This is a genomic window from uncultured Kordia sp., from assembly GCF_947489565.1.
Classification (GTDB): Bacteria; Bacteroidota; Bacteroidia; order Flavobacteriales; family Flavobacteriaceae; genus Kordia.
On sequence record NZ_CANLEA010000022.1, the window covers coordinates 1 to 24,192 of the forward strand.

A 24,192-nucleotide genomic window follows, 5' to 3' on the forward strand; every position below is an offset into this window, starting at 1 on the left:
ATTTTCTATTGAAAATCACTCGAAGTGACGTTTCCTGTGTTTAATTTTAAAATCAAATTGTCAAATCGAGCGCAGTCAAGATTTCCTTGAAAACAATTCCCTTTCATAGTACTTCTCGATACTATTTTCTATTGAAAATCACTCGAAGTGACGTTTCGTATGCGTGAATAACACCTACATTTTTCAAATAGGAGAAAACACTTACTTTTCCTGTTGATACACCTGTATTTAACATTGGTCAATTCTACTCTAAATCAACACTTTATAAAGTTGCAATTTTACACTAATAATTACCAAACCTATTATTTATTAATCATTTAAAAACAAATCATTATGACAAGTTCAACTTTAATTTTAAATCAAGGAACAAAAGGTGAAGCACAAGTAAAACCAAGCAACTATCCAGCTCAAATTTTAATTACTTTTGATCCTGAATATGGTGATACAGAAATTTTTTATGGAGTGAACGGACAACAACCTTCAATTCCTTTACCACCAGGACAAACACGAGTTACAGTAGATTATAATTCCTTACAACTATCATATAGAATTTCACAAGGGCAAGCAAAACTTCAATGGGATGTACAATAAGTAATTCCCATATATTTCATTAAGAAAAGCTATTTCTATCGTGTTAGGAATAGCTTTTTCAGTATAAACACTTGCATTTTGAGTAAAATACGGGTGTTGCAAATTCCGCATTTCCACGCTTATTTCATGTTTTAAAAAGCTCCAATTTTACATCATTGATATGCATCAATATTCTATGAACCATTTTAAAAACATGTATTATGAGTACTTCAACCTTAATTTTAGATCCAGGAACTACTGGTGGCGCACAAATTTCACCAGATCGTTTTCCAACAACTATTAAACTTACATTTAGTCCGCAAGAGCGTGCAGAACTTTTTTACGGAGTTAACGGGCAACGTCCAACAATTCCTGTAAAACCTGGGCAAACAGTAGATATTCCAATTACTGTCAATTCTTTACAATTACAGTATAGAGTTGTGAGTGGACAAGCAAAAATTGCATGGGAATTGTAATCTATAATTCTTAATCATTATATAGAAAGGAGTCATTCTTAGTTCGTAAGAATGACTCTTTTTTTATTCTATTTTTATGATTTTTCGCTGTTTGAGCATCGTTTTCCTTTGTCTTTTGTGAAATTTTTATTTTAACCAATCGTAAACTCACAAAGGTATCTTTTCGTCTCCGAACTGAGAACTACAAAATCTATGGCATATCCAAAATCATTTTCTGCATTTTTCCCATCATTCTTAATAGAAATCATTTTATGATAAGTCGTAATTCCAAAGCAAGAAACTAATGTATCTACAAGATGTTTGGTAGTATTAATAGTAGAGATATGTTTTATGGAGTTAGGACGAAACTCCGCAAACAGCCAACCATTTAGTAAGTTTTCAAAGTCTTCCTTTGTAATTTTCTCAAAGGTTAATTCGTAATTTTCTAAATACTTAATATTTTTTATTAATGATTCTTCTATTGTATTTTCCGTTGCGAAATCATCTATATCAAAACTATAAAATACATTTATTCCTGGATCATTTTGAAGTGCATATGTATGAAATATGCCTTTAAAGTAATCTAAACTATATTTTGATATTTCTTTATCCATAACTAAACCAAATTGTTTTGTTTCCACTGGCTAGAGCTGCTTCCACAAAGCGTTTGAAATTTCGTAAATCTTGTCCAAAATTATTATCTATATAACCTTTTCCTTTGTCTTGCATGAAATCTGAAAAGTAATAGGCATTGTTCAGTGTATCAAAGTCCGTTGGCAGCAATAAAGAAGGCAAATTGTCTATGCTGGACAGTTTTTCTAGCAAAGCATTGAGTGTTTGTAATACCGTAGTTATATTTCCAGTAATTGCTTTTCTGGAAGCTGCTGCATTGGCAAGTATAGTTTCTTTTTCCGCTTCGCTTTTTGCAAATTCTATAGATTCAGCAATATATTCATCATCTGGATACATATTCATTTGATAAAAACACGAAATATCAACATCTACAAGTTTCCCTATTTGGTCCAACTCAGGTTCATGATCAACGACATCTTTTCGACACATTAAATTACAAAATTCACGACTCAAACTTTGGGTTTCAAAATTGTCTAAGTTGTTTCTTTCTAATTCAATCTCTGTTTGTAAAAATATATCTAATCCCATAAGTTAATCTTTAAATCTAATTTTCGAATTCACATCTCCATTGAATTGGATAAAGATATTTCATCGGTTTTATTTTTTAAGTTTCTAAATATAAGACAAATGATATATACAATTTTGATGAGCACACTGTTTTACATAGACAGAAGGTCTGTTTTTGTGTAGAATTTTCTAAATAGTTTACACGCCTAAAATCATAAATTAACTTGCTAAATATCAATACCTTAAATTCACTTTCCTTTATTTCGATAACTTTTACTTAATATTCACATAACATTTACTTAACTTTGAGTTCAATATAAGAATACACATCAACCTACGACAATTCGGTTGTATAAAACAACATTTATGAGTAAAAAGAAAAAATCAGACGCAAAGAAAAAAGCGAGTAAGAAGAAAGTAAAAAAGGCAGATACTAAAAAAGCAATCGCCAAGAAAATTGCAAAAAAGAAAGCGAAAAAAGCGGCTGCAAAGAAAAAAAATAAAAAAGCAGAAGCGAAAAAAGGCACAGGTCAAAAGAAAGCGAAGAAAGGAAATAAAACACCTAAAGTTTCTGCTAAAAAAGCGAAAAAGTCAGCAAAGAAAAGTAAAAAATAAGTTTGTTATTGTTTCAAACAAAAAAGCTTCAAAACATGATATTTTGAAGCTTTTTTGTTTTTAGTATGTGCTAATAATATGCTATTTCAAAAGTAGTTTCTCTGTGCAATATTTTTTCTCCTCCGAGATAGTAAAACGATCGTATGGAACTCGGATTTCCCTTTTTGTCATATAGATATTCGTACTCAACTTCTAACGAAACCAATCTTCCTTTTTGATAAAATGTTAACGTTCCTTCTACCAAATGCATTTGATCATTGTCGTCGTAGATTACGGTATAGGTTTCTTCTTCTGCTCCTTTTGTTCTTTGATACGAAGTGATTTTATTAGTTTTAGAATATTGAAAAGTTCCTGTTTGAATGCTATCATTCGTTTCAACCCGTGGAAATTCTGCATATTTTTGTTTTTCTATCGGAACTTCCGCTTCGTAATAATCAAATAAATAACGTTTGTATTCTGTTTGAAACTTCTCTAAGAGTTTGTTTGATGTATAGGTATATGTTTTTTTATACACATCAATGACTTCACCGAACTTATCATACACTATTTTTCGGGCAGGCAAATCGTTTATATAATATACTTGTTCGAGTCCTTTATCTTCAAAAGTAGATCGCATATAGGAAACAACATCTTCTTCTTCATTGTATTCTTCTGCAATTAGACTTTCTGAAATACGTACACTTGTTAAACGGTTTTTTGCATCATACACATACGAAATACTATCATTATTATTGTAAAATGCTATCAAACGATCGTTTTCATACACATAATGGTCGTCTCCTTGTAAATCAACATCATATAAATGTTCATCGTCTTGGGCTTGTGTCCGATTGATGATTTTTTCAATCCGATTTCCATCTTTTTTAATATCAGCTTTGGGTTCTTCTAAATGATAAGTGATTTCTTTAGAATCTTCTATACCGTAAGAATATGTTCGTCGAACTGTTTTTTCTAGCACTCCGTTTTTGTTTACATACAGACTCGTTTTTTCTAGCGAAATAGCATCCACTCCACCTTGTTCGTATTCTTTGAAGGTTCGGATGACTTTTTTTACATTTCCATTAAACTTTGTGGGATCAGAAATGTTTTCATTGTCCAAGTAGGTATAAAAAGTAGCTTCTGGAGAAGCGGTTTCTGGTTTTGGAAATTCCTGTGCTTGTACATTCGCGAAAGCAAAAATAAGGCACAAAAAAAAGATAATAGTGTCTTTCATATGTATAGTAACGATTCTCATTTAAGATACGTATTCGTAGATTAATTTTTATTTTTCTCTTGTTCAAATTCAGCCGTTCTTTTGAGTTGTTCTTCCAAATTCCAATCAAAATCAAAACGCCTTTTTAGAAATGGAGCTATTGGTTCTAATCCCAACGCAGCTCTTCTTTTGTCAATATTGGCAGGATCGTACACAGGCCACACATTAAAACTTTTGGTTTCTGGATAGTATTTCATTTGTCCGCCATACAGTTGTAATTCTCCTTTTTCTGTGGCAATTCTGTCTTCTGCTCTTACCAAAAAACGCGCTTCTAGCCTACCATCTTTTACAGCTTGTTTCATCATTGGAAGATAGTGTATGCGAACCGTATTGTCGGAATGTTGCAATACATTACATAAAGTCCAATTTCCACGTTCTCCTCTCGTTTCTTGGGTTGGCCAGCCATACGTATCTAGAATTTCCTTGACTTTCTTTTCGTTGATAGCGTGGTTCTTTTTGTATATTTTTTGATATTTCTGAAACTGTTCAGAATCAATTCCGTGTTTTCTTCTAGCAGCATCTCGCTGTCGAATAGGCGTTTGTTCCATGCCCCAAATCGTATCTAACTCAGCTTTTATATCTTTATATGCAATGACCTCATTAGAAACTTCTTGACTCAAGCAAAAAGAAAAAAACAATAAAAAGTATAATGTTACGTATTTCATATAGGTTGGTATCATCGGTTTGTGTTTGTTAAAGCTATACGAATATTAGATGACATCAAAATTAAAGTTCCAAAAAACTAGCTCTTAACTAATTCATAGGATACATTCCCTAATCGGTTATTGTATCTTAAAAGGAGTTTGCAGTCATTTGTAACCTCAACCGAACTGATACATCCCATGCAGAAAATATACATACTCAGTCTTTTTACATTTTTATGTGTTCAATTAAGTGTAGCACAATATAACTATGATAAGAAATGGAAAAAGGTAGAAAATTTCGAAATTCAAGGAAAACTTTCTTCTGCCAATCGTATTGTAAAGCATATTTATAAAAATGCTGAGAAAGATCAAAATACGGCTCAAATTGTAAAGAGTTTTATTCACCTCACAAAGTTTTCATTACTCATCACAGAAGCTTCTGAAGAAACGGTATTGGAAAATCTGAAAAAAGAAATTGACCGACAATCATTTCCAACAAATGCAATTTTGGAGAATATGTATGCGCGCTTTTTAGCACAGTATTTTAGTAAGTATGAATATAAAATTAGGCAACGTTCCATACTTGCTTCCGATGTTATTCCTGACGATATTCAATTGTGGACCACAAAAATGTTTATTACAGAGATTCATAAACATTTCCAACATTCTATCACTGAGGAAAAAGCACTTTTACAACTTCCCGTAGAAGATTATATGGTATTGTTAGACGGAAAAGCGAATACCAAAAAATATCGATCGAGTTTGTATGATATTCTTGTATATAATATGCTCGAATTCTATAAGCGTGAAATTCCATACAGCTACAGAAGAAATAGGACTCAATTCTCTTCAAAAGATTTTGCACAGACAGATGAATTCATCAAACAAAATTTCGAGTTCAATAAGAAAGAAGCAGTGAGTCGGAGCAATGTATTATACCTTTTTCAAAAACTGGAACGTATTTATAAAGGCAAAAAAGAAGCTTATGTTGATATTGTAATCCAACGTTTCAAGTATATTCTAGAAGAATCTATGGATCAGAAATATAGCGTTGACTATATAAAAGGATTGAAACAACTTGCACAAAAGTATACAAATGATCCTTTGGAAGCTTTGATTCAATATGAAATTGCCGATCAATATCTTGTAATGTCTCAAAGCTATCTGTACAAATCAAATAAAGAGCATTCAGAATATCGAACTCGTGCACTTGCTATCACTAAAAAGATGACCGCTACATATCCTAATTCCGAAGGTGGTATTAAATGTAAGTTGCTTCAAAAAAAGATTGAACAAAAAACAATTCGATTTAAAGCCGAAACTTATAGCATTCCAAACAAACCTTCACTATTACAAGTCAGAGTACGAAATGTAGACACTTTATTTTTGAAGGCATATCGTATCTCTCATACATTCGCAAACAATGTAGGGTATATGAAAAGAGATTCCATTATAGGCGATTTTTTAAAAAAGAGAAAGGAAACCTACCAACAATTATACATCTCCAAAATTCCGAAAGATTATTACGAGCATACGACCGAAATTAGTTTAGCACCATTACCAAAAGGACGTTATTTAATTACGTTATCTGACAATCCAAAAGGAGAAGTTGATACCGATGTATTGGCGTATGATTTTATCCAAAAAACGAATTTAACAGCAGCGATTACAGAGTTCGAAAATGAAGATATGCACACGATTGTAGATCGTAGCACAGGAAAACCTATTTACAATGCCACGGTTCACATTTTCAATAAAGATAAAAGTATCAACCAAAAAGAACGCACCAATGTGTATGGAAACGCAACTATTAATAAACGTGAAAAAATAAAAAGTATTCAAAAATATATCACATTTGAAAATGACACGTTATTCGATGATCGTACTTACTTATACGGTGCACAAAATTATGATATTAACGACTCAAAAGAAGACATACCTATTTATGCAAAGCCTTTTGTATTTATGGACAGAAGCATTTACAGACCTGGACAAACGGCTTATTTTAAAGTCATTCTATTGCAAGAAAAAAATGATGTTAGTTCGGTTGTTCCCAATGTTGTTCTTCCTATTTCTATAGTATCTGACGCAGGTGACGAAATTAAAAGGTTACGACTCAAAACCAACGAATTTGGCGCTATAAGCGGTTCGTTTGTCATTCCCAAAAATGCAGGCACTGGTGAATTTACCTTGAATGTAGAAGAAGATTATGATTTTGAAGAAGACGAACATCCTTTTTGGGATGCTATTGAAAGTTTTTATGAATATGAACATGAGTTTCAAGTAGAAGAATACAAACGTCCGCGCTTTGAAGTAACGCTCAATCCGCTCACAAAAAACATTTATTTCAATGATTCCGTTCAAATTACTGGAAACGCAAAAGCTTTATTAGGAAGTCCTATCACTGATGGAAAAGTAAGCTATACAATACAAAGAACAGTATCTGCCTATTTTGATAGTGATGCAATGCGAAAAAAGTATCAAAAGCCAGTTATCCTTATTGATTCTGTATCGACTACAGATGCCGAAGGAAACTTTAGCATTTCATTTGTAGCAAAAACACACGAGGAAATTCCGCTCGATAAAATTTTTGATTATAAATACACTCTCAATATTGAAATAACAGACATTAATGGAGAAACACAAACCGCAGAAAAAAGCATTATTATAAACAGGGAGAGTTTCCGTTTATACACAGACATTCCGACTAAAAATGAACGTGCAAATCCTTTAAAAGTAACACTTTCTGCACGTGATATAAACAATGTTCCTTATACAACTACAGGAAAGGTTACCATTCATAAACTTAAAAAAGATGCGCGTGTATTTCGAAAACGTCCATGGAACACACCTGGAACTCAAATCATTTCGAAAGCAGATTTTATCAAACAATTTCCTCATATCAGTTATAATGATGAAGAGGAAAAAGAAGCCAATGAAAAAGCACTAGAAGTTGCCAACGCAGTATTTCAAACAGAAAACAACAATACATTTACGTTTGATACTTCTACGTGGGAATCAGGAAAATACATTATAGAAAGTAAAGCCTATGATGAAAAACAAGAAGATAGTATTGTCTCCAAAGAAACATTTATCATCACCGATAAAACAGATTTGTATTTAGCCGATAACGAGCTTTTTGATTACGAAGTTCTAAACAGTAATTATAAAGACGATGGATTTATACAATTAAAACTTGCTACAGCATTGCGCAACGAAACACTAAATGTATTGCTCCATAAATTTTATCAAGGAAAATTACTTTCTTCCCAATTGGTTTCTATTGACAAAGGATCTAAAATTGTTCGAGTTCCTGTAGATCAAAAGCATACAGATCAATATACTATTCGTATGAGTTTTACGAAATTCAATAGCTTTTATGAAGATGATTTTTCGTTTAAACTCTATGAAAAAAATCAGTTTCTTACTATCGTGACAGAAACATTCCGCAACAAATTAATTCCTGGACAAAAAGAAATATGGCGATTTAAGATTCTCGATTTAGAACAAAACCCAAGCAATGCAGAAATATTGGCTTCTATGTATGATGAATCGCTGGATCAATTCAAATCGCATTTTTGGGATCCAAATCAAGATCATTATGGTGGAAGTAGCTACGATATTCCGCGTATGAATAGCTATCATTTTAAAGTAACAAATTCCAAACAATTCTATAATATGACCAATCAAGTGTTCATGCCTGTTTTTAAAAATTACTTGAAGCTTGATGAGTTTGGTCTAGACTTTAATGATGTCACCAATGCCAATTATCGTTATATAGATAAGCTTGTAAAGCAGAAAAAACGCAAAAATAAAGCGATTGCATTGGGCAATATTTCTGGACATATTTTGGACGAATCGGGTCTTCCACTTCCTGGTGCCACAGTGCTTATTAAAGGTACGGAACGAGGAACGACTACCGATTTTGACGGTTTGTATACTATTGATGCTTCTTCTGATGATGTTTTATCGATAAGTTATGTAGGCTTTGAAACTCAAGAAATTCCTGTAGGACTACGAAATGATATCAATGTACAACTAGAAGCCGGTGAAGGATTAGAATCTGTAATGATCGTGGCTTCTGGAATTTCTCGAAAACGTACTAAAACGGGTATTACAGTCTCGGTAAATGGTGTATCAATGAATACAGTTCCTACAGGCACTTTAGATCAAATGTTGCGCAGTATGCCTGGTGTGAATGCGAATACAGCAAGTGGCTTTTCCGGACAATCTACTAGTATTATTATACGAGGAAGAGGTACTTTAAATACTGATACTGAACCTTTATTTGTGATTGATGGTGTTCCTGTAGATCAGAATGAATTTCGAAATTTATCTGATAAAAATATTGTCTCACTAAGTGTTTTAAAAGATGCTGCTGCAACTGCTTTATATGGAAGTCGTGGTGCCGGCGGTGTTGTGCTTGTGACGACAAAATATGGTACACGCAAAGAAATAATTGATGGTGTTCATGTGATTGTAGGTGTAACCGAAGAAGATTTAGATACGATTGAAACGCGCAAAAATTTGCAAGAAACTGCTTTTTTCTATCCACATTTACGAACCGATGCACAAGGAATTGTAGCAGTAGAATTTGAAGCTCCAGAATCGTTGACTCGTTGGAAGTTTCAACTGTTTGCACATCAAAAAAACGGCATGTTTCAAACACTTTCCAAAAATGCAGTGACGCAAAAAGAATTGATGGTTGTACCAAATATGCCACGATTTTTACGTGAAAAAGATACGATTGTCATTTCTACAAAAGTGGTCAATCTTCAAGAAAAAGCTAGCAAAGGAATTGCCTCGTTACGATTGTTTGATGCTACTACGATGGAATCTATAGATACTAAAGTGCATCTTACTGAAAAAAATAAAAGCTTTACACTTGATGCAAAAGGAAACACAAATCTTTCTTGGAAACTTTATATTCCTGAAGGTATTGATGCCATTCAGTATAAAGTAATCGCTACGGCGGAACAATTCTCGGATGGAGAAGAAAGTGTGCTTCCTGTATTGAAAAACAGTTTGCTCATCACGGAAGCTAAACCAATTATGGTCAAAGCTGGTGAACAGAAAGAAATTCGTTTTGAAAAACTCGCCAATACGACTAGTGAAAGTTTAACGCAACATCAATTGACTTTGGAATACACGTCCAACCCAACTTGGAGTGCCATTCAGTCTTTGCCATATTTGATAGAATATCCGTATGAATGTGCCGAACAAACTTCCTCACGTTTGTATGCCAATATGTTGGCTGCGCATATTTTGCAAAGTTCGCCTAAAGTGCAAGAAGTGTTTGAAGCTTGGAAAGCCAATGGAGAACTAATTGCTGACTTGGAGAAAAACCCTGAGTTAAAATCGTTGTTGATTTCGGAAACTCCTTGGGTTCGTGATGCAGCTTCACAAACGCAACAAAAACAACAATTAGCCAAACTCTTTGATTCGAAAGCATTGGAAGAAATGCAGAAAGAAATGTGGTACAAATTGAACGAACTGCAAACGGAATCTGGCGGATTTCCTTGGTTTGCTGGCGGACGAGAAAACTATTATATCACTCTTCATATTTTACAAACATTTGCACAGTTGGTCAAACTAAATATCATTACAAAAGATAGCGAAACGATATATTATGAAAATATCATGGAAGCTGCTTATAAGTATGCGGATGAGCGTTTTTTAATTGCACATGCAGATTTAGTAAAAGAACCAAACGATGCAAAATACAGACGACAAATCAACTATTTGTATACACGAAGTATGGTTCCTGATTTTATAAAAATTCCACCGAAGGTTGAAAAAGCCATGAATTTCTATTTGGAAACTTTACGTAAAAACTGGATGCTCACTTCTATTGAAGATAAAGCCATGATTGCACTTTCGTTGGCACGAATGGGAAAACGAAAAGATGCGAAAAAAATCATGGAAGCTTTGGAAGAATCTGCCGTAAAAACTTCAGAGAATGGTATGTATTGGAAAGAAATTACAGAACGGCGTTATTACAATGCAAGTGCTATAGAAACACAAGCATTATTGATTGAAGCCTTTGCAGAAATTATCAAAGACGAAAAGATGGTTCAGGAGTTGCAATTGTGGTTGTTACAACAAAAACAATACAATCGTTGGGAAACCACTAAAGCCACCACAAAAGCTGTGTATGCTTTATTGTTGAATCCGAAGCAATTCGTTTCCATCAAAGACAATACAAGTTTTACCATCGGAACAGAAAAAATTAGCACAAAAAAGCTAGCTGAAACGGCAAAAGAAGCTGGTACGGGTTATTTTAAAACTTCTTGGAAGAAAGATGAGGTTACAAGCGATAAAGCTATTATAAAGATTAAAAACAATGGAAAAACAGCAGGTTTTGGCGCTGTATACTGGCAATATTTTGAGGAATTAGACAAAGTGACACAAAGTGAAGATGGAACATTACAAGTGTCAAAAGAATTATATCTCAAAGAAACACGCAGTGGAGAAGAAATCTTAGTTCCTATAGATGCAAAACAGTTGAAAGTTGGCGATAAAATTACGGTTCATTTAATTATTAGAAATAAAAAAGATGTGGAATTTATTCACTTAAAAGACATGCGCGCTGCTGGTTTAGAACCTATCAATGTATTGTCGGAATACAAATGGCAAGACGGAATTGGCTATTATGAAAGTACGCGTGATGCCAGTACAAATTTCTTCTTTGACCGAATTCCGAAAGGTGTTTTTATCTTAGAATATGATGTGCGTGTAAACAATAGCGGCGAATTTTCAAACGGAATCACAACCATAGAAAGTATGTATGCGCCACAATTGCGAAGTCATACGAAAGGGATTCGAATTAAAGTATTTTGATAAAGTAATATCATTGGATAGCTTTTTTCAAAAGAACTATCCAATGATCAACTATTTAAAAGTCCATCTTGCATCTACACTTTCCAATGTTCTTTTATATAGTGCAAGTGGGTCGTAAGTCAATTGTGTTGATAAAGCTCTTAAGTCTGCTACTCTTTCATGATCTCCTACTCCAGAATGCGCCTCCTGATGTGTATGTTTTGCATCTTCATAAATTTCTGAAGCTGCTCCTGATTCAAGTTCAGGATTAAAATATTTTGCTTTTCCAACTTGCGCAGCTGCATGTTCTTCTGCCTCAGTTTTAACAAAGTCTGCATGTCTTTCTGGCTCTGCTTCCATTGCTTTTAAATGCATACCCTTAATTGCTTCATGTGCTTCAGGATTTCTAGGAACGCCTCCAAAATATTTATAAGCACCCATGGCTGATAATGCGGGTGCATTTACCGATATTAATTTATAGCCTCCAGAAAGTGCCAAATTCGCTAACTCAAACATTAATAGAGTACCAAGTCCAGATCCTGCTGGTTGCGCTTCAAAATGGTCTAAAACCATTTCCTTCTCTTCTTTGTTTTCTTCATAACCTATATAGCCTGTTAATTGACCTATATTTTGTTCTTCCTCAGGAACAGTTTGATCAATAACATTTAATCTACTACCTGTATCTTGAATTTTAACTTTCATGGTAACACCATGTAAAGGTTCTTTTCGAGTATAGCTAAATAATTGAACGGTTTCTTTTGATGAACTTGAAGTACTTTTTTTAGTATAAGTTGATGAGTTTGCTTTTAATTGCATCGCCTTTGCGCCCATAACATCTGCTTCTTTTTCTAAACTTGCATCATCATTAATGCTGACTTTTTGTTTGAGCTGTTTGGTAGGTTGTACACGTCCTTGTTTTTGTTGTACTACATGCCAAGCTTCATGCGGCAAATGTTTTTCTTGTCCAGATGCTAAGTGAATATTTGTTCCCTGTGCATACGCATGTGCATTGAGTTGCGCTGGTTTGCTAGAGTTGTAATGCACTTTGACATCATCCATGGAATGCCCAGAAAGGCTTTCAATTCCAGATTTCAATTTGTCTGGCAAACCTGTATTATTTCCTTTTTTTTGAATTGGTTTAGATTCCCTACTTGAAGATTCTATGTGTTCTTTTAGTTTTAACTGCGCTTCAGCTTCTGGACGATTGTCTTTAAATTGAAATACCGACGCAGCATCAGATTCAGTTTTGCTTCTATTTGCTACCGATTTCTGCTTGCTTTTTGTTGTTTTATCTTGATAAGAACTCATAATAATACCTTCATAGTATTATAAATTTAAGATAAAGATTACAATTTTTCGAAGTTTAATACCATAAAAAATAATTCGAAGAAAAATTCAGGTAGAAAAACGTAATCGAATTACAACATATTTAATCTCCACTAAACAATTAAAAAAGTACACTCACATAGCGAAAAAATATATTCACGTATTTTCAATTTTGCAATATAGAAAGATCTTGTAGTTTTACTTTCATTAAACCATAAAAAAGACACAACCGTTCAACTTGTATCTATCATAAACACTTATAGTACATAAACTACTTAATACAATTATACTTCTATAATTTCACTATATTTGAGAATATCATTACACAACCATACCATGAAAAAACTACTACTTCTCATTATCTTTTGCATTGCATCTACAACCTATGCACAAATTATTAATATCCCAGATGCAAATTTTAAAGCACGGTTATTAGCTGCTGAATCTGGTAACGGAATTGCGTATGGTGTTACGGGAAGTTCGTTTCGATTGGATGCCAATAACAACGGCGAAATTGAAGTTTCGGAGGCTTTATTAGTAGGAACATTACAATTGGGATTTTCAAATATTTCTGACTTAACAGGAATCGAATATTTTACCAACCTTGGAGAATTGAATTGTAGATTTAATAATCTGACAACGGTAGATTTTTCTTCGCTACCTAACTTAGAGTTTGTAAATATCAATGATAATAATATTACAAGTGTCAATATTTCTGGGTTAACCAATTTGGAGTATTTTAATATCAGTAATAACCAACTTACAAGTATTGATCTTAGTGGTTTGACTAGTTTGCGAAGCATTTTAGTTTCTGGTAATCAGATTTCAACATTGGACACACAAGGACTCACGGTTTCTCGTATTGAATGTTCTGGCAACTTATTGACTACACTAGACACCAATCATCTTACAGGACTTACCTTACTTAAATGCGATGATAATTTATTGGAATCGTTGTTTATAAAAAATGGCAGTTTTGAACGTTTTGGATCTAGTTTTTCTGGAAATCCAACATTGCGTTATATATGTGCAGATGTTGAACAATTTGGAAATATTCAAGAAAGAGTCACGGATTACGGATATACCAATTGTGTTGTAAACTCATTGTGTTCTTATGTTTCTGGGCAAAATTTTTCATCAATTTCTGGGCAAATTCTATATGATGAAGGCTCGGACGGTTGCGATTCTAATGATGTAGTATATCCGAATTTAGAATTTACACTTTCTGATGGTACAAATACAGATACTACTTTTTCAGATGCGTCTGGAAATTATAATTTCAACATTCAAGATGGAACTTATACGGTGACACCAGCTCCATTAAATCCCACATATTTTAGCTTTTCACCAACTTCCATAACGACAACTTTTCCAGATGATGCTTCTCCAAATATTCAAGATTTTTGTGTAACACCCAATGGTGTGTTCCCAGATTTGGAAGTGACATTTATGTCCGCAGGAGTTAACGCACTTACTGGCATTTCATATCCTATAACTAATGATTATCCATTAAGTTTCTTAGACAGTGATCAAACTTTTTCTTTTAGGATCGTTTGTGAAAATAAAGGAACGACAACGCAATCTGGAACGCTCTATTACGGATATAATATTACAGAAATACTATCTATTACAACTACTCCTATGGGTGCTGAGTTTGGCACTGGTGGACTATCATGGGATTTTGCAGACTTGAAACCTTTTGAAACATTTGAAGTTTTAGTTGTTTTAAATTTTACAACACAACATTCATATACCTTCAACCATTCTACCATTGCTACTTCTCCGCAAGCAGATGTTACTTTAGGAAATAATGAGATGATGTTGACGCATGATGTTTTCTGTTGTCTTTTGGATACTCCAGAGTTGTCTTTTAAAGATTATTTTACCATGTATCCAAATCCCACGAGAGAAAAATTATACCTAAAACTTAAACAAGATCTTACTATTTCTTCATTTACAATTTATAATATGTTTGGACAAAAAGTTAAAACCATTCCTTATAAAAATACGGAACTAACATCGATTGATGTAACCGATTTAAAGTCTGGTCAATATTTTATTAGAATTGCCACTGATAAGACACTGCTTACCACACGTTTTATGAAACAATAACCGTAAAAATTGCTTCTAATGTATTAGAAACAGCTTTTATATGTTAACAAGAGACTAATCTTTAATATGTTTTTTTATTAACTTTTTAGTTTTTGGAGTTGTATTACTAATAGATACGCTTGTGCCAACATGAGAAGATTTGACACTACTTTTCCCTGGAGTCAATGCAATACCACTGGTATTTTTTTTAGCTAGTCTATTCAACATTCTCCTAGATGTAGGTGTCAATGATTGCTTGCTCCCCTTTGCCTTAAAATTAACATCCAATTGTTTCCCTATACTTCTATTCAGGCTAGCGTCTCCCAACTCTACATTTCCTGTTGCACTATTTAATAAACTTAGTAATGTTCTAGCAGCATCTAATCTTTGCTTATCTGTTACTCCTTTAAACATAAGATCTCTTTGTGCTTCCATAAGTGGTTTATCAACAACAGAAGAGCCATTATATAATTGATTTGTATTATTTCTAAAAACAACTTTCGTCATTTTACCATTCAAATAATCTATTATCCAGTCTTGAATATTTGAAAAAGATATTTTATGACAACGATCTAAACTCAATGCTTTCAACTTAATATTTGTTGAAGTATATGTAGTCCCATGTCTTGTATTATAGCTATCAACTACATAATCCTTTAAATATTTACGCCAAGCTGGACGCTTTGAATTTTTATAAAAAACCTTGGTTTTATTATTATAGCGTATTTTTCTTTGAATTAATGGTTTAGACACACTGCTTTTCTCTATCAGTTCTTTCATTTTCAACTGCACAATTGCTTCTGGTCGATTGTCTTCAAATTGAAAAACAGTCGAAGAAGCTTGGTCGTGTTTAACACTATTAGCTACTGATTTTTGTGTATGCTTTGTTGTTTTTTCTTGATATGAATTCATGATTTTAGTATCAATGATGACTTCAATTTACCATAAATTAAAGATAAAGACTACAAAAAATAAAGTTTTCATCAAATTAAAAGAAAGCAAAACGTAGGTTCTTATAATTATTTATCGTTTTACAAACTCACCAATTTGCCATAAAATTCCTGAAGGATCGTAGATAAAGAATACATTTCCCCAATTGTTATGAACGATTTCTTTGAGTCTTACATTTTGGTATTTTACGTCTAATTGTAACGATTTTACATGTTCAAAATGCTTTTGTAACTCTTTCACTTCCATAAAAACCATTGAATTATCTATCCAATCTTTTACATACGCATCTTGAAGATAAAAACCGAAATCTCCCATATGGAAGTATGACAAATTTGGAAGTATGACAATTTCTTCAAAACCTAAATCACGATAAAAGCTTCTAGAAAGCTCATAGTCTTTTGCACCTATAAATGGCCGAATGGATTGTATATCAAAATTTTTCATAAGTTATCCTAGTATTAGTTTTTCTCCTGTTTGAATTAATTGAATTGCATCATGATGTAGCATCTTTCCGATTTTAATTCCCGGACTGGAAGTTCGTGGTTTTGTGCCATCGCCATAGGTTGTATTTCCATACATGAACAAAATGCCAAACTTTGTATTGTCGGTTTGTGATCGCCAATATACAACATCTCCAATTTCAAAAACTTCGCGTTCGGAGCCATCAAACGGAATGTCCAATTCATATTGATAAAAAAAGACTTCGCCTTGAATATGTGTTGCGATTCCTTCAAGTGAATTACTTTCTTTTATTTGATTGATGATTCCGCAAGATTCATCCCAAATGATCTCTAATTTTGCCGTTTTTGTATGTAAAATGGGTTGCATAAAAAGTATGATATTATAAAAAATGAAGGTTTACTCACTGAAAAGGAACGTTCACGTACTTATCATTTTCTAGTTGGAGAAGTTACGATAGTTTTGATTCAGAATCAAACACATATAATAGATTCCTGTCTTCACAGGAATGATAAACTTATCATCTATGAAAACCAAATTACTTTTTATTCTATTATTTTTTATTTCTATATCCTGCTTTGCGCAGAAACGAACCATTACTGGAATTGTTTATGATGAAAATAAAAACGTGTTAGCAGACGCAAATGTGATTGTAAAAAATTCTGAAAAAGGAACGATTACAAATGACAAAGGACAATTTACGATGGACGTTGAAGGAGTTACTGTTTTAGAGATTTCGTATTTGGGTTTTGAAACGAAAGAAGTTACTGTTACTAATCTGAAAAAAGTTTCTGTTATATTAAACACTTCATCAGAGCTAATGGACGCGATGGAAATTATTGTTCCTGAACGAAAAATTGAGTGTACAAAAATTGCATGTACAAAATTTAGTATAAGGCGAGCTTGCGGAGTAACATCTGAAGGCGTATCTATTGAAAAGAATGTTCCAAATGAAAAAAGTATGATTCGTCTTTTCCCAAATCCTTCTGCAAACGGAATGTTTCAGCTACAGCTGAATGAAAGTTATACAAAAGTAACAACGGAAGTTTATACTATGAACGGTCAATTATTACAATCAAACACATATACAAAACTGTCAAAGAATCCACAAATTGATTTGTCTAAACAAGCAAAAGGCATCTATTTGATTCGAATTGTTGCAGATGGAAATGTATTGAAAACTAAGAAAGCTATTAGAAGCTAACTTTAGTACCGTAATTTGGAAAATTTAACGACATACGAAATCAATCTAAAAAGGAAAGATTCATGAAGTTGTGGTCAAAAAAACAAGAACTTACTAAGTAAATGCTTAGTTTTAAAGTACTTCTCGATATAAAATATTTTCAAGATTTCGCTCGAAGTGACGATCTTGAAATTGCACCTGGGAATCCGTAATTAGTCAAAAATCTCTGCTTCCAAGCGTTCTTCAATCACTTGATCGTCTTTTTTGTAAACATAATACGAATGATTGTTTTCGTTAAGCGACATCGCTTTGACAGGTTTTCCGTTTTCAAAAATAATTCCAGATAAATCATCACAAGCATATCCATCAGTTAAGATTCCGCTGGCAATATTGCTATGAAATAATGGACGACGCGATGGCTCTGAATGGTAATGCGGACAATGACTAAACGGCAAGAAATTGAAACCTTCTACAAAAGTTAATTGTTTGGGACGTGAATCTGTAAATCCGCCATTAAACCAACATAAAGAACCGGCACTTCCGCCTGCTAATACAATTCCTTGATGGTATGCTTTCATGAGTGCTTTGTCTATTTCGTGCGCTTTCAATAATGTCATCATGTTCAATGTATTTCCACCACCTATAATGATAGCATCCATTTGCAATAAATAATCTTCAAAATCCCAGTCTTGTGAACTCGAACTAATCCAGATTTTCATTACATGTGGTTCTATTTCCAAATCATGACATAACTCATACCAATATTCAATATACCAAGCGGCATCGCCTGTAGCTGTTGGCAAAAAGCAAATTCGCGGTTTCTTTTTTCCTGTAAGTGCTGCTGTATATCTTACAAATCCTTGATTGACTTGTCCGCCGTAAACGAATAAAGTTGGTGTATCACTCATTGTTTTCTTCTATTCGGTTTTCTAATTTTTGATTCACTTGTAGGTTGCGTAAATGGAGAATATGGATGCTTCCTTGCAGATGTCATTCTCCTTTTTTGTTCTTGTATTCGCATCCAACCTTTCGGATCGTATTTGGTCCAATATGCTTTGTAGAATTTTTTACTATCTGTATCATTTCGTATAAAATCTGAAAAAAGTGCTACAACTTTATCGCGATAAGGCGATTTTTCATCAAGCATATCATAGTTATTTTCGTCAAAAACCATGATAGACGCATAAATGGTTTTTCTGGATTCTAATCCTCTGGCTACTATTGTAAACTTTTTGTCATCATCTTCAAACAGTTTTACATTCATCCAAACCAATTCTGGAAGGCGTTGAGATGCATTTCTGTAAATTTCCTTAGACCAATTCCCAAAGCGATCATACAATACTTTTTTGGTATAAAATGCCGTAGATACACATTCATACTTCACTTCATTAATTTCTATGGTATCATTACCTACAATCGGTCTAAACTTGTGATACAAAATACCTCCAAAGTCTTTTTTAAGTGTCTTTTTACAGCGTTTTCCTATCGGCGTTATTTCATGGTATTCTCTCGCATATTCTTCATTCAAAGAGCCATTCGGTAAAATCAGCTCTTTATTCAATAACAATTGAACGATATCTTTTTGGGAAGTCACTTTTACTTCTGGAAAAGCAGCATCAATATCCTGTTTTAAAAAATAAATTTTTGTGTTAGGATAGTACTTCTCTGCTCTTACATTATATTTTTTAGAGAGTTGAACTTTGATAATTTGCTTATTGGTTTTTAAATCATAAATAAAGAAGTTTTTCTTGTTCTTTTTTATGATTTTCACATAAGGTTCACCTTCTATATAAGCAATGCCTTCTTCTACAACAATGTCTTGAGCCAACACAACTTGAATGCAAAAAACAAGCAACAGCGTAAGATACTTTTTCATGGTAAAATTTTCGGTTTGTGACCGTAAGATATGGAATTTTAACTTTTTCTTATAACAATTTCTTTAGATTGATGTGTTATGTTTTCTTTATGGAATAGATTTTTTCGGAATTCGGCAGGTTTTTTATCGTTCAATAGTAGAAGTTCTCCCTTTTCTTTGATGAGTTTTTGAAAATTTTCTTCGCGTTGTTCGTATTGTGCTTTGTCTTTGTACGTCGTAATTAACATGAGATGAAACGGTGCTTCTTCGGAATACGGAGTTTCCATGATTTCAAAAGAAGCAATGTATCCTTTCTTTATCGCCATGGTACGTAAAATTTTCCAGTTGTATTCGTAATAAAAAATGGTCTCTGCCCTATTTCCATCTACAATTTGCACAAAATCTACGGTAGAAATGCGTTCACTTTTTTGCGCAATTACATATTGAATGGACATTAAAAAAAGAAGTACGAAACATGTTTTTGATGTGATGATTTTCATGATGATTGATTGTTTATTTCAAAAAAAGATACAAAAAAAGCGACTTTACAGTCGCTCATTATTATTTGTTTAACATTTCCCAGAGTTTGTCTTTAAGTTCCATGATGCCTAATTGCGCCACGGAAGAGATAAACATATACGGAACGTTTAAATCTTTATCGAGTTCTACGCGCATTTCTGCGATCAACTCATCATCAAGCATATCTGATTTTGAAATGGCAATGAAACGTTCTTTATCGAGCATTTCGGGATTGTATTTCTTTAATTCGTTGAGTAAGATGTCGTATTCTTTGGAAATATCGGCACTATCTACAGGAATCAAAAAGAGCAAGGTTGAGTTTCGTTCAATATGACGTAAAAAGTAATATCCCAAGCCTTTTCCTTCAGAAGCTCCTTCAATAATTCCAGGAATATCTGCCATGACAAACGATTTGTAATCTCGGTATTCTACAATTCCCAAATTAGGTTTTAAGGTTGTAAACTCGTAATCGCCAATTTTAGGTTTTGCCGAAGTAATGACTGATAATAATGTTGATTTTCCAGCATTTGGAAATCCTACCAAACCAACATCTGCCAATACTTTTAATTCCAGAATTATATCAATTTCTTCGCCCGGAATTCCCGGTTGTGCATATCGTGGAGTTTGATTTGTAGGCGATTTAAAATGCCAGTTTCCACGTCCGCCTTTTCCACCTTGCGCAATGATGCGCTCTTCATCATGTCCCGTAATTTCAAAAAGTATTTTATTCGTTTCTGTATCACGAACTACGGTTCCTAACGGTACATCTAAGTAGACGTCTTGTCCATCGGCTCCTGTACTTCTATTTCCACTTCCGTGCGATCCGTGTTCAGCTTTGTAATGCCTTTTTAATTTGAAATGAAATAAGGTCCAAAGGTTTTGGTTTCCGCGCAAAATAATATGTCCTCCACGTCCGCCATCGCCACCATCTGGTCCGCCTTTTGCGTTGTACTTTTCACGAAGTAGGTGCATAGAACCCTTTCCTCCGTTTCCGGAAGTCAAATGCATTTTTACATAATCTACAAAATTCCCTTCTGTCATTGTCTCTATTTTTGTTCGCTACGCGAATTGTCGCTGCGAATGTACTTCTATTTCTTGTTCAATTGCCGTCCAAAGTGCAATTCTATGTTGCAAAGCTTCTTTGCTTATCGCAACACATTCTGCCCATTTCTGAGCGTCTGAGCCGCATAACTCTTGAATCATCTGTAAAGCTAAGGGTCCGTGTTCGTCTCCATCAAGCTCAATATGTCGTTCTAAATAATAAATAAATTTATCTAGATTCACATCGATTCCCTTTTGATCAATTCCTTTGACCATTTCCAAAAACATATCTGGAATTAAATCTTCTCGACCAAAAGTAAATACTGCTGCAATTTTATGTACTTCTTGTGTTTCAATCACTGCAAAGGTAAAGTTAACAAATTCTTGCACTGCTTTTGGTGCGTTTACCGCAATCAAGCTTTCTGCAATGCTTTTACCATTTGTAATCTGCGTGATACACGCTGTAATTTTCGCTGTATTTGCCACTGATGCTTCCATAGCTTCCACATACATTTCGTAGTGACTCATTGGCGTTCCGTCTTTGTCAATATCGCTTTCTTCTCCAAAAACAATTTCATTGATAAAACGTCTTGTAATAGGATTTCCTTTTGGAGTCCAAGGCAAACTTGTCTGCGTTAAATGTATTTGTAATGCTTTCAATAATGACATAAAATCAAATACGGCAAACACATGATATTCCATAAACGTATTCAACGCTGCTACAGAATTCACTTTGTTATATAAAGAATGTGCCACTATTTGTTGTTGTAGTGGCGCCAATTCTTGTGTAAGTTTTTGTATGTATATTTCGTTATTATAAACCATCAATAACAGCGTTTAAACGAACTGTAATTTCTTCAATAGTTCCAATACCATTTACACGGTGAAACTTGTTTTGTTTCTTATAAAAGTCAATTAATGGAGCTGTTTTTTGATTGTATTCGTCAAAACGATTTCTAATTTTTTCTTCGTCCTGATCATCTGCACGACCACTTACTTTTCCACGTTCCAGTAAACGTTGAATTAAAATTTCATCGTCAGCTTGCATCGCAATTGTTGCAGAAATCCCCATGTCTTTTGACGTTAGATAATTATCTAGTGCTTCTGCTTGTGCTGTAGTTCTTGGGAAACCATCAAAAATAAATCCGTTAGCTTCTGGGTTTTTCTCTACTTCAGCTTGTAACATATTAATAGTTACTTCATCAGGAACTAAATCTCCTTTGTCCATGAATGACTTGGCTAAAATTCCTAATTCAGTTCCGTTTTTTATGTTATATCTAAATACGTCTCCTGTAGAAATATGTACCAAGTTGTACTTTTCTTTTAAGAAGTTTGCTTGTGTTCCTTTTCCAGCACCTGGCTTTCCGAATAAAATTAAATTGATCATGTTGTGATTGTGTAATTGATAAACTTCGGGTAAGTTTCTTCCCAATTCGTCATAGTCTAATCCGTAGCCTACAATAAATTCGTTAGGAATTTCCATCCCGATATAATCTATTTTGTGTTGTTTTTGATATGCGTTTGGCTTAAAGAATAAAGTTCCAACTTTAAAGTTCTTTACTTTTTTTGCCTTAAATATTTTGTGTAATTCTTCTAAAGTGTTTCCTGTATCAATAATATCTTCCAAAACAACTACTGTTCTTCCTTCAATGTCTTGAGAAAGTCCAATGAGTTCCTTAATGTCTCCAGAAGAAGTTCCGTGATAAGAAGCTAATTTTATAAAACTCATCTCACAGGTATATGGATAGATTTTCATAAAATCTGAGAAAAACATAAAGACACCATTCAAGATTCCGATAAAAATTGGATTTTCATCTTTTAAATCTTCTGCCATTTCTGAAGCTAGTTTAGCAACAGTCTCCTGAATTTGAGTTTCAGAGATAAATTTTTTGAAATATTTATCGTGTAGTTTAATCACGTTTTAACTGTGTTTTTAAATGATAAAATCGTCCTTTTTCTAGCTAAAAAATGCAACATTTTATCTGTTTTTATCTTCCAAATACTAGTACAGAATCATTTTAAAGGTGCAAAGATACAAATTGATTTATGAATAACGTTTAACGAGTTTACTTTTACGAGTTTAGATTTGTACTTTTGTCACAAAATGTGAAAACTAATGAATTATTTCTCCTCTAATTTTAAATTAGGAATTCTAGGTGGCGGCCAATTAGGAAAAATGCTGCTGTATACCACGCGAAAGTTTGATGTGTATACTTCCGTATTAGATCCAAGTGCCGAAGCACCTTGCAAAATAGCCTGTAATGATTTTCATCAAGGCGACTTGATGGATTTTGAAACTGTATATAATTTTGGTAAAAATGTAGACGTGTTGACTTTTGAGATTGAACACGTAAATGTAGATGCTTTGCAAAAGCTTGAAGATGAAGGTGTGCATGTATATCCATCTGCAAAAACATTACAAACCATTCAGAATAAAGGTATTCAAAAGCTTTTTTATCAGAAACACAACATTCCTACGGCTCCATTTTCTATATATATGTCGTTAGAAGAGCTAATCCATAGTGTAGAAAATGATGTGATTTCTATTCCGTTTGTGTGGAAGAGTACACAGTTTGGATATGATGGAACTGGCGTAAAAGTAGTACGTACTATTGAAGATTTGGAAAATTTACCCAATGTAGAATGCATGTGCGAACAATTGGTCGATTTTAAAAATGAACTCGCTGTAATTGTCGCTAGAAATGTTTCTGGAGAAATTAAAACATATCCTGTAGTGGAGATGGAATTTCATCCAGAAGCCAATCAAGTGGAATATGTTATTTGTCCAGCACGAATTCCAGCTGCAATTGAAGCAAAAGCAACTCAAGTAGCATTGCAAGTTTCTGAAGCGTTTGAACATACTGGGATTTTAGCCGTAGAAATGTTTCAAACTCAAGATGATGAGATTTTAGTAAACGAAGTTGCGCCAAGACCTCATAATAGCGGACATTATAGTATTGAAGCCAGTTATACAGATCAGTTTGAACAACATATTCGCGCAATTTTGAATCTTCCGTTAGGTAAAACAGGAAGCAAAGTGGCAGGAATTATGGTCAATTTGGTTGGTGCCGAAGGACATACTGGCGATGTGGTATATGAGAATATTGAAAAAATTATGCAGCTTGATGGTGTAACACCACATATTTATGGTAAAAAACAAACGCGTCCGTTTCGTAAAATGGGACATGTAACTATTGTAAATAAAGATGTTGCAGAAGCACGAAAAGTAGCCGCAACCGTAAAACAAACAATCAACGTAATTAGCAAATAAT

21 protein-coding genes are annotated in these 24,192 nt (G+C 33.6%); 7 read left to right on the forward strand and 14 right to left on the reverse strand.

Annotated features, from left to right (window positions below):
- Positions 1–333: 333 nt before the first annotated feature.
- Positions 334–591, forward strand: a complete 258-nt coding sequence (locus Q0845_RS23050; protein WP_298518702.1) for a hypothetical protein — start codon at positions 334–336, stop codon at positions 589–591.
- 200 nt (positions 592–791) lie between these two features.
- Positions 792–1,046, forward strand: coding sequence for a hypothetical protein (locus tag Q0845_RS23055; RefSeq protein WP_298518705.1), 255 nt, complete (start codon positions 792–794; stop codon positions 1,044–1,046).
- Between the two features lie 131 nt (positions 1,047–1,177).
- Here Q0845_RS23055 and Q0845_RS23060 read toward each other — a convergent pair whose 3' ends face one another.
- Positions 1,178–1,639: a hypothetical protein gene (locus Q0845_RS23060; protein ID WP_298518708.1), complete on the reverse strand. Its 462-nt coding sequence runs from the start codon at positions 1,637–1,639 to the stop codon at positions 1,178–1,180.
- Positions 1,632–2,186: a hypothetical protein gene (locus tag Q0845_RS23065; protein ID WP_298518711.1), complete on the reverse strand. Its 555-nt coding sequence runs from the start codon at positions 2,184–2,186 to the stop codon at positions 1,632–1,634. Before Q0845_RS23065 ends, Q0845_RS23060 begins: the two co-directional genes overlap by 8 nt.
- A 345-nt stretch (positions 2,187–2,531) precedes the next feature.
- On the opposite strand from Q0845_RS23065, the gene Q0845_RS23070 reads away from it, so the two are divergent.
- Positions 2,532–2,780, forward strand: coding sequence for a hypothetical protein (locus Q0845_RS23070; protein WP_298518715.1), 249 nt, complete (start codon positions 2,532–2,534; stop codon positions 2,778–2,780).
- Between the two features lie 70 nt (positions 2,781–2,850).
- On the opposite strand, the gene Q0845_RS23075 is transcribed toward Q0845_RS23070, so the two are convergent.
- Entirely contained in the window at positions 2,851–3,993 is a 1,143-nt protein-coding gene (locus Q0845_RS23075; protein WP_298518717.1) for a hypothetical protein, read from the reverse strand.
- Between the two features lie 41 nt (positions 3,994–4,034).
- On the reverse strand, positions 4,035–4,697 hold the full coding sequence (locus Q0845_RS23080) for a DUF6624 domain-containing protein (RefSeq protein WP_298518719.1): 663 nt from the start codon (positions 4,695–4,697) through the stop codon (positions 4,035–4,037).
- A gap of 177 nt (positions 4,698–4,874) precedes the next feature.
- Between Q0845_RS23080 and Q0845_RS23085 the strand changes: the two genes are divergently transcribed.
- Positions 4,875–11,516, forward strand: a complete 6,642-nt coding sequence (locus Q0845_RS23085; RefSeq protein WP_298518722.1) for an alpha-2-macroglobulin family protein — start codon at positions 4,875–4,877, stop codon at positions 11,514–11,516.
- Positions 11,517–11,567: 51 nt separating this feature from the next.
- Here Q0845_RS23085 and Q0845_RS23090 read toward each other — a convergent pair whose 3' ends face one another.
- Positions 11,568–12,803, reverse strand: coding sequence for a DUF4157 domain-containing protein (locus tag Q0845_RS23090; RefSeq protein ID WP_298518724.1), 1,236 nt, complete (start codon positions 12,801–12,803; stop codon positions 11,568–11,570).
- A gap of 354 nt (positions 12,804–13,157) precedes the next feature.
- Here Q0845_RS23090 and Q0845_RS23095 point away from each other — a divergent pair, with 354 nt between their 5' ends.
- The gene (locus Q0845_RS23095; protein ID WP_298518727.1) at positions 13,158–14,933 is read left to right on the forward strand and encodes a T9SS type A sorting domain-containing protein; all 1,776 of its coding nucleotides are present in this window, start codon (positions 13,158–13,160) and stop codon (positions 14,931–14,933) included.
- Between the two features lie 54 nt (positions 14,934–14,987).
- Here the strand turns inward: Q0845_RS23095 and Q0845_RS23100 are convergent, their stop codons facing one another.
- The 3 genes from Q0845_RS23100 to Q0845_RS23110 form a co-directional block, all read right to left on the reverse strand.
- The gene (locus Q0845_RS23100) at positions 14,988–15,824 is read right to left on the reverse strand and encodes a hypothetical protein (protein ID WP_298518730.1); all 837 of its coding nucleotides are present in this window, start codon (positions 15,822–15,824) and stop codon (positions 14,988–14,990) included.
- 111 nt (positions 15,825–15,935) lie between these two features.
- Positions 15,936–16,307, reverse strand: coding sequence for a VOC family protein (locus Q0845_RS23105; RefSeq protein ID WP_298518732.1), 372 nt, complete (start codon positions 16,305–16,307; stop codon positions 15,936–15,938).
- Between the two features lie 3 nt (positions 16,308–16,310).
- Complete coding sequence (locus tag Q0845_RS23110; RefSeq protein WP_298518736.1) at positions 16,311–16,691, reverse strand: cyclophilin-like family protein; 381 nt, start codon at positions 16,689–16,691, stop codon at positions 16,311–16,313.
- 157 nt (positions 16,692–16,848) lie between these two features.
- Between Q0845_RS23110 and Q0845_RS23115 the strand changes: the two genes are divergently transcribed.
- A complete protein-coding gene (locus Q0845_RS23115) occupies positions 16,849–17,526 on the forward strand; it encodes a carboxypeptidase-like regulatory domain-containing protein (RefSeq protein ID WP_298518739.1) in 678 nt (225 codons plus the stop codon).
- Between the two features lie 191 nt (positions 17,527–17,717).
- On the opposite strand, the gene Q0845_RS23120 is transcribed toward Q0845_RS23115, so the two are convergent.
- The 6 genes from Q0845_RS23120 to Q0845_RS23145 all read right to left on the reverse strand — a co-directional run bounded on the left by Q0845_RS23120 (position 17,718) and on the right by Q0845_RS23145 (position 22,838).
- Positions 17,718–18,413, reverse strand: coding sequence for a peptidase E (locus tag Q0845_RS23120; protein ID WP_298518742.1), 696 nt, complete (start codon positions 18,411–18,413; stop codon positions 17,718–17,720).
- Positions 18,410–19,381 carry a hypothetical protein gene (locus Q0845_RS23125; RefSeq protein WP_298518746.1) on the reverse strand — a complete coding sequence of 324 codons (972 nt, stop codon included), beginning with the start codon at positions 19,379–19,381 and terminating at the stop codon, positions 18,410–18,412. The genes Q0845_RS23120 and Q0845_RS23125 overlap by 4 nt, the downstream gene beginning before the upstream one ends.
- A 38-nt stretch (positions 19,382–19,419) precedes the next feature.
- A complete protein-coding gene (locus tag Q0845_RS23130; protein WP_298518750.1) occupies positions 19,420–19,860 on the reverse strand; it encodes a hypothetical protein in 441 nt (146 codons plus the stop codon).
- A 61-nt stretch (positions 19,861–19,921) separates the two neighbouring features.
- Positions 19,922–20,920 carry a GTPase ObgE gene (obgE, locus tag Q0845_RS23135; RefSeq protein WP_298518753.1) on the reverse strand — a complete coding sequence of 333 codons (999 nt, stop codon included), beginning with the start codon at positions 20,918–20,920 and terminating at the stop codon, positions 19,922–19,924.
- Between the two features lie 18 nt (positions 20,921–20,938).
- Positions 20,939–21,745: a DUF3050 domain-containing protein gene (locus Q0845_RS23140; RefSeq protein ID WP_298518756.1), complete on the reverse strand. Its 807-nt coding sequence runs from the start codon at positions 21,743–21,745 to the stop codon at positions 20,939–20,941.
- Entirely contained in the window at positions 21,735–22,838 is a 1,104-nt protein-coding gene (locus tag Q0845_RS23145; protein WP_298518760.1) for an adenylate kinase, read from the reverse strand. Before Q0845_RS23145 ends, Q0845_RS23140 begins: the two co-directional genes overlap by 11 nt.
- 198 nt (positions 22,839–23,036) lie before the next feature.
- On the opposite strand from Q0845_RS23145, the gene Q0845_RS23150 reads away from it, so the two are divergent.
- Positions 23,037–24,191, forward strand: coding sequence for a 5-(carboxyamino)imidazole ribonucleotide synthase (locus Q0845_RS23150; RefSeq protein ID WP_298518763.1), 1,155 nt, complete (start codon positions 23,037–23,039; stop codon positions 24,189–24,191).
- Position 24,192 lies beyond the last annotated feature (1 nt).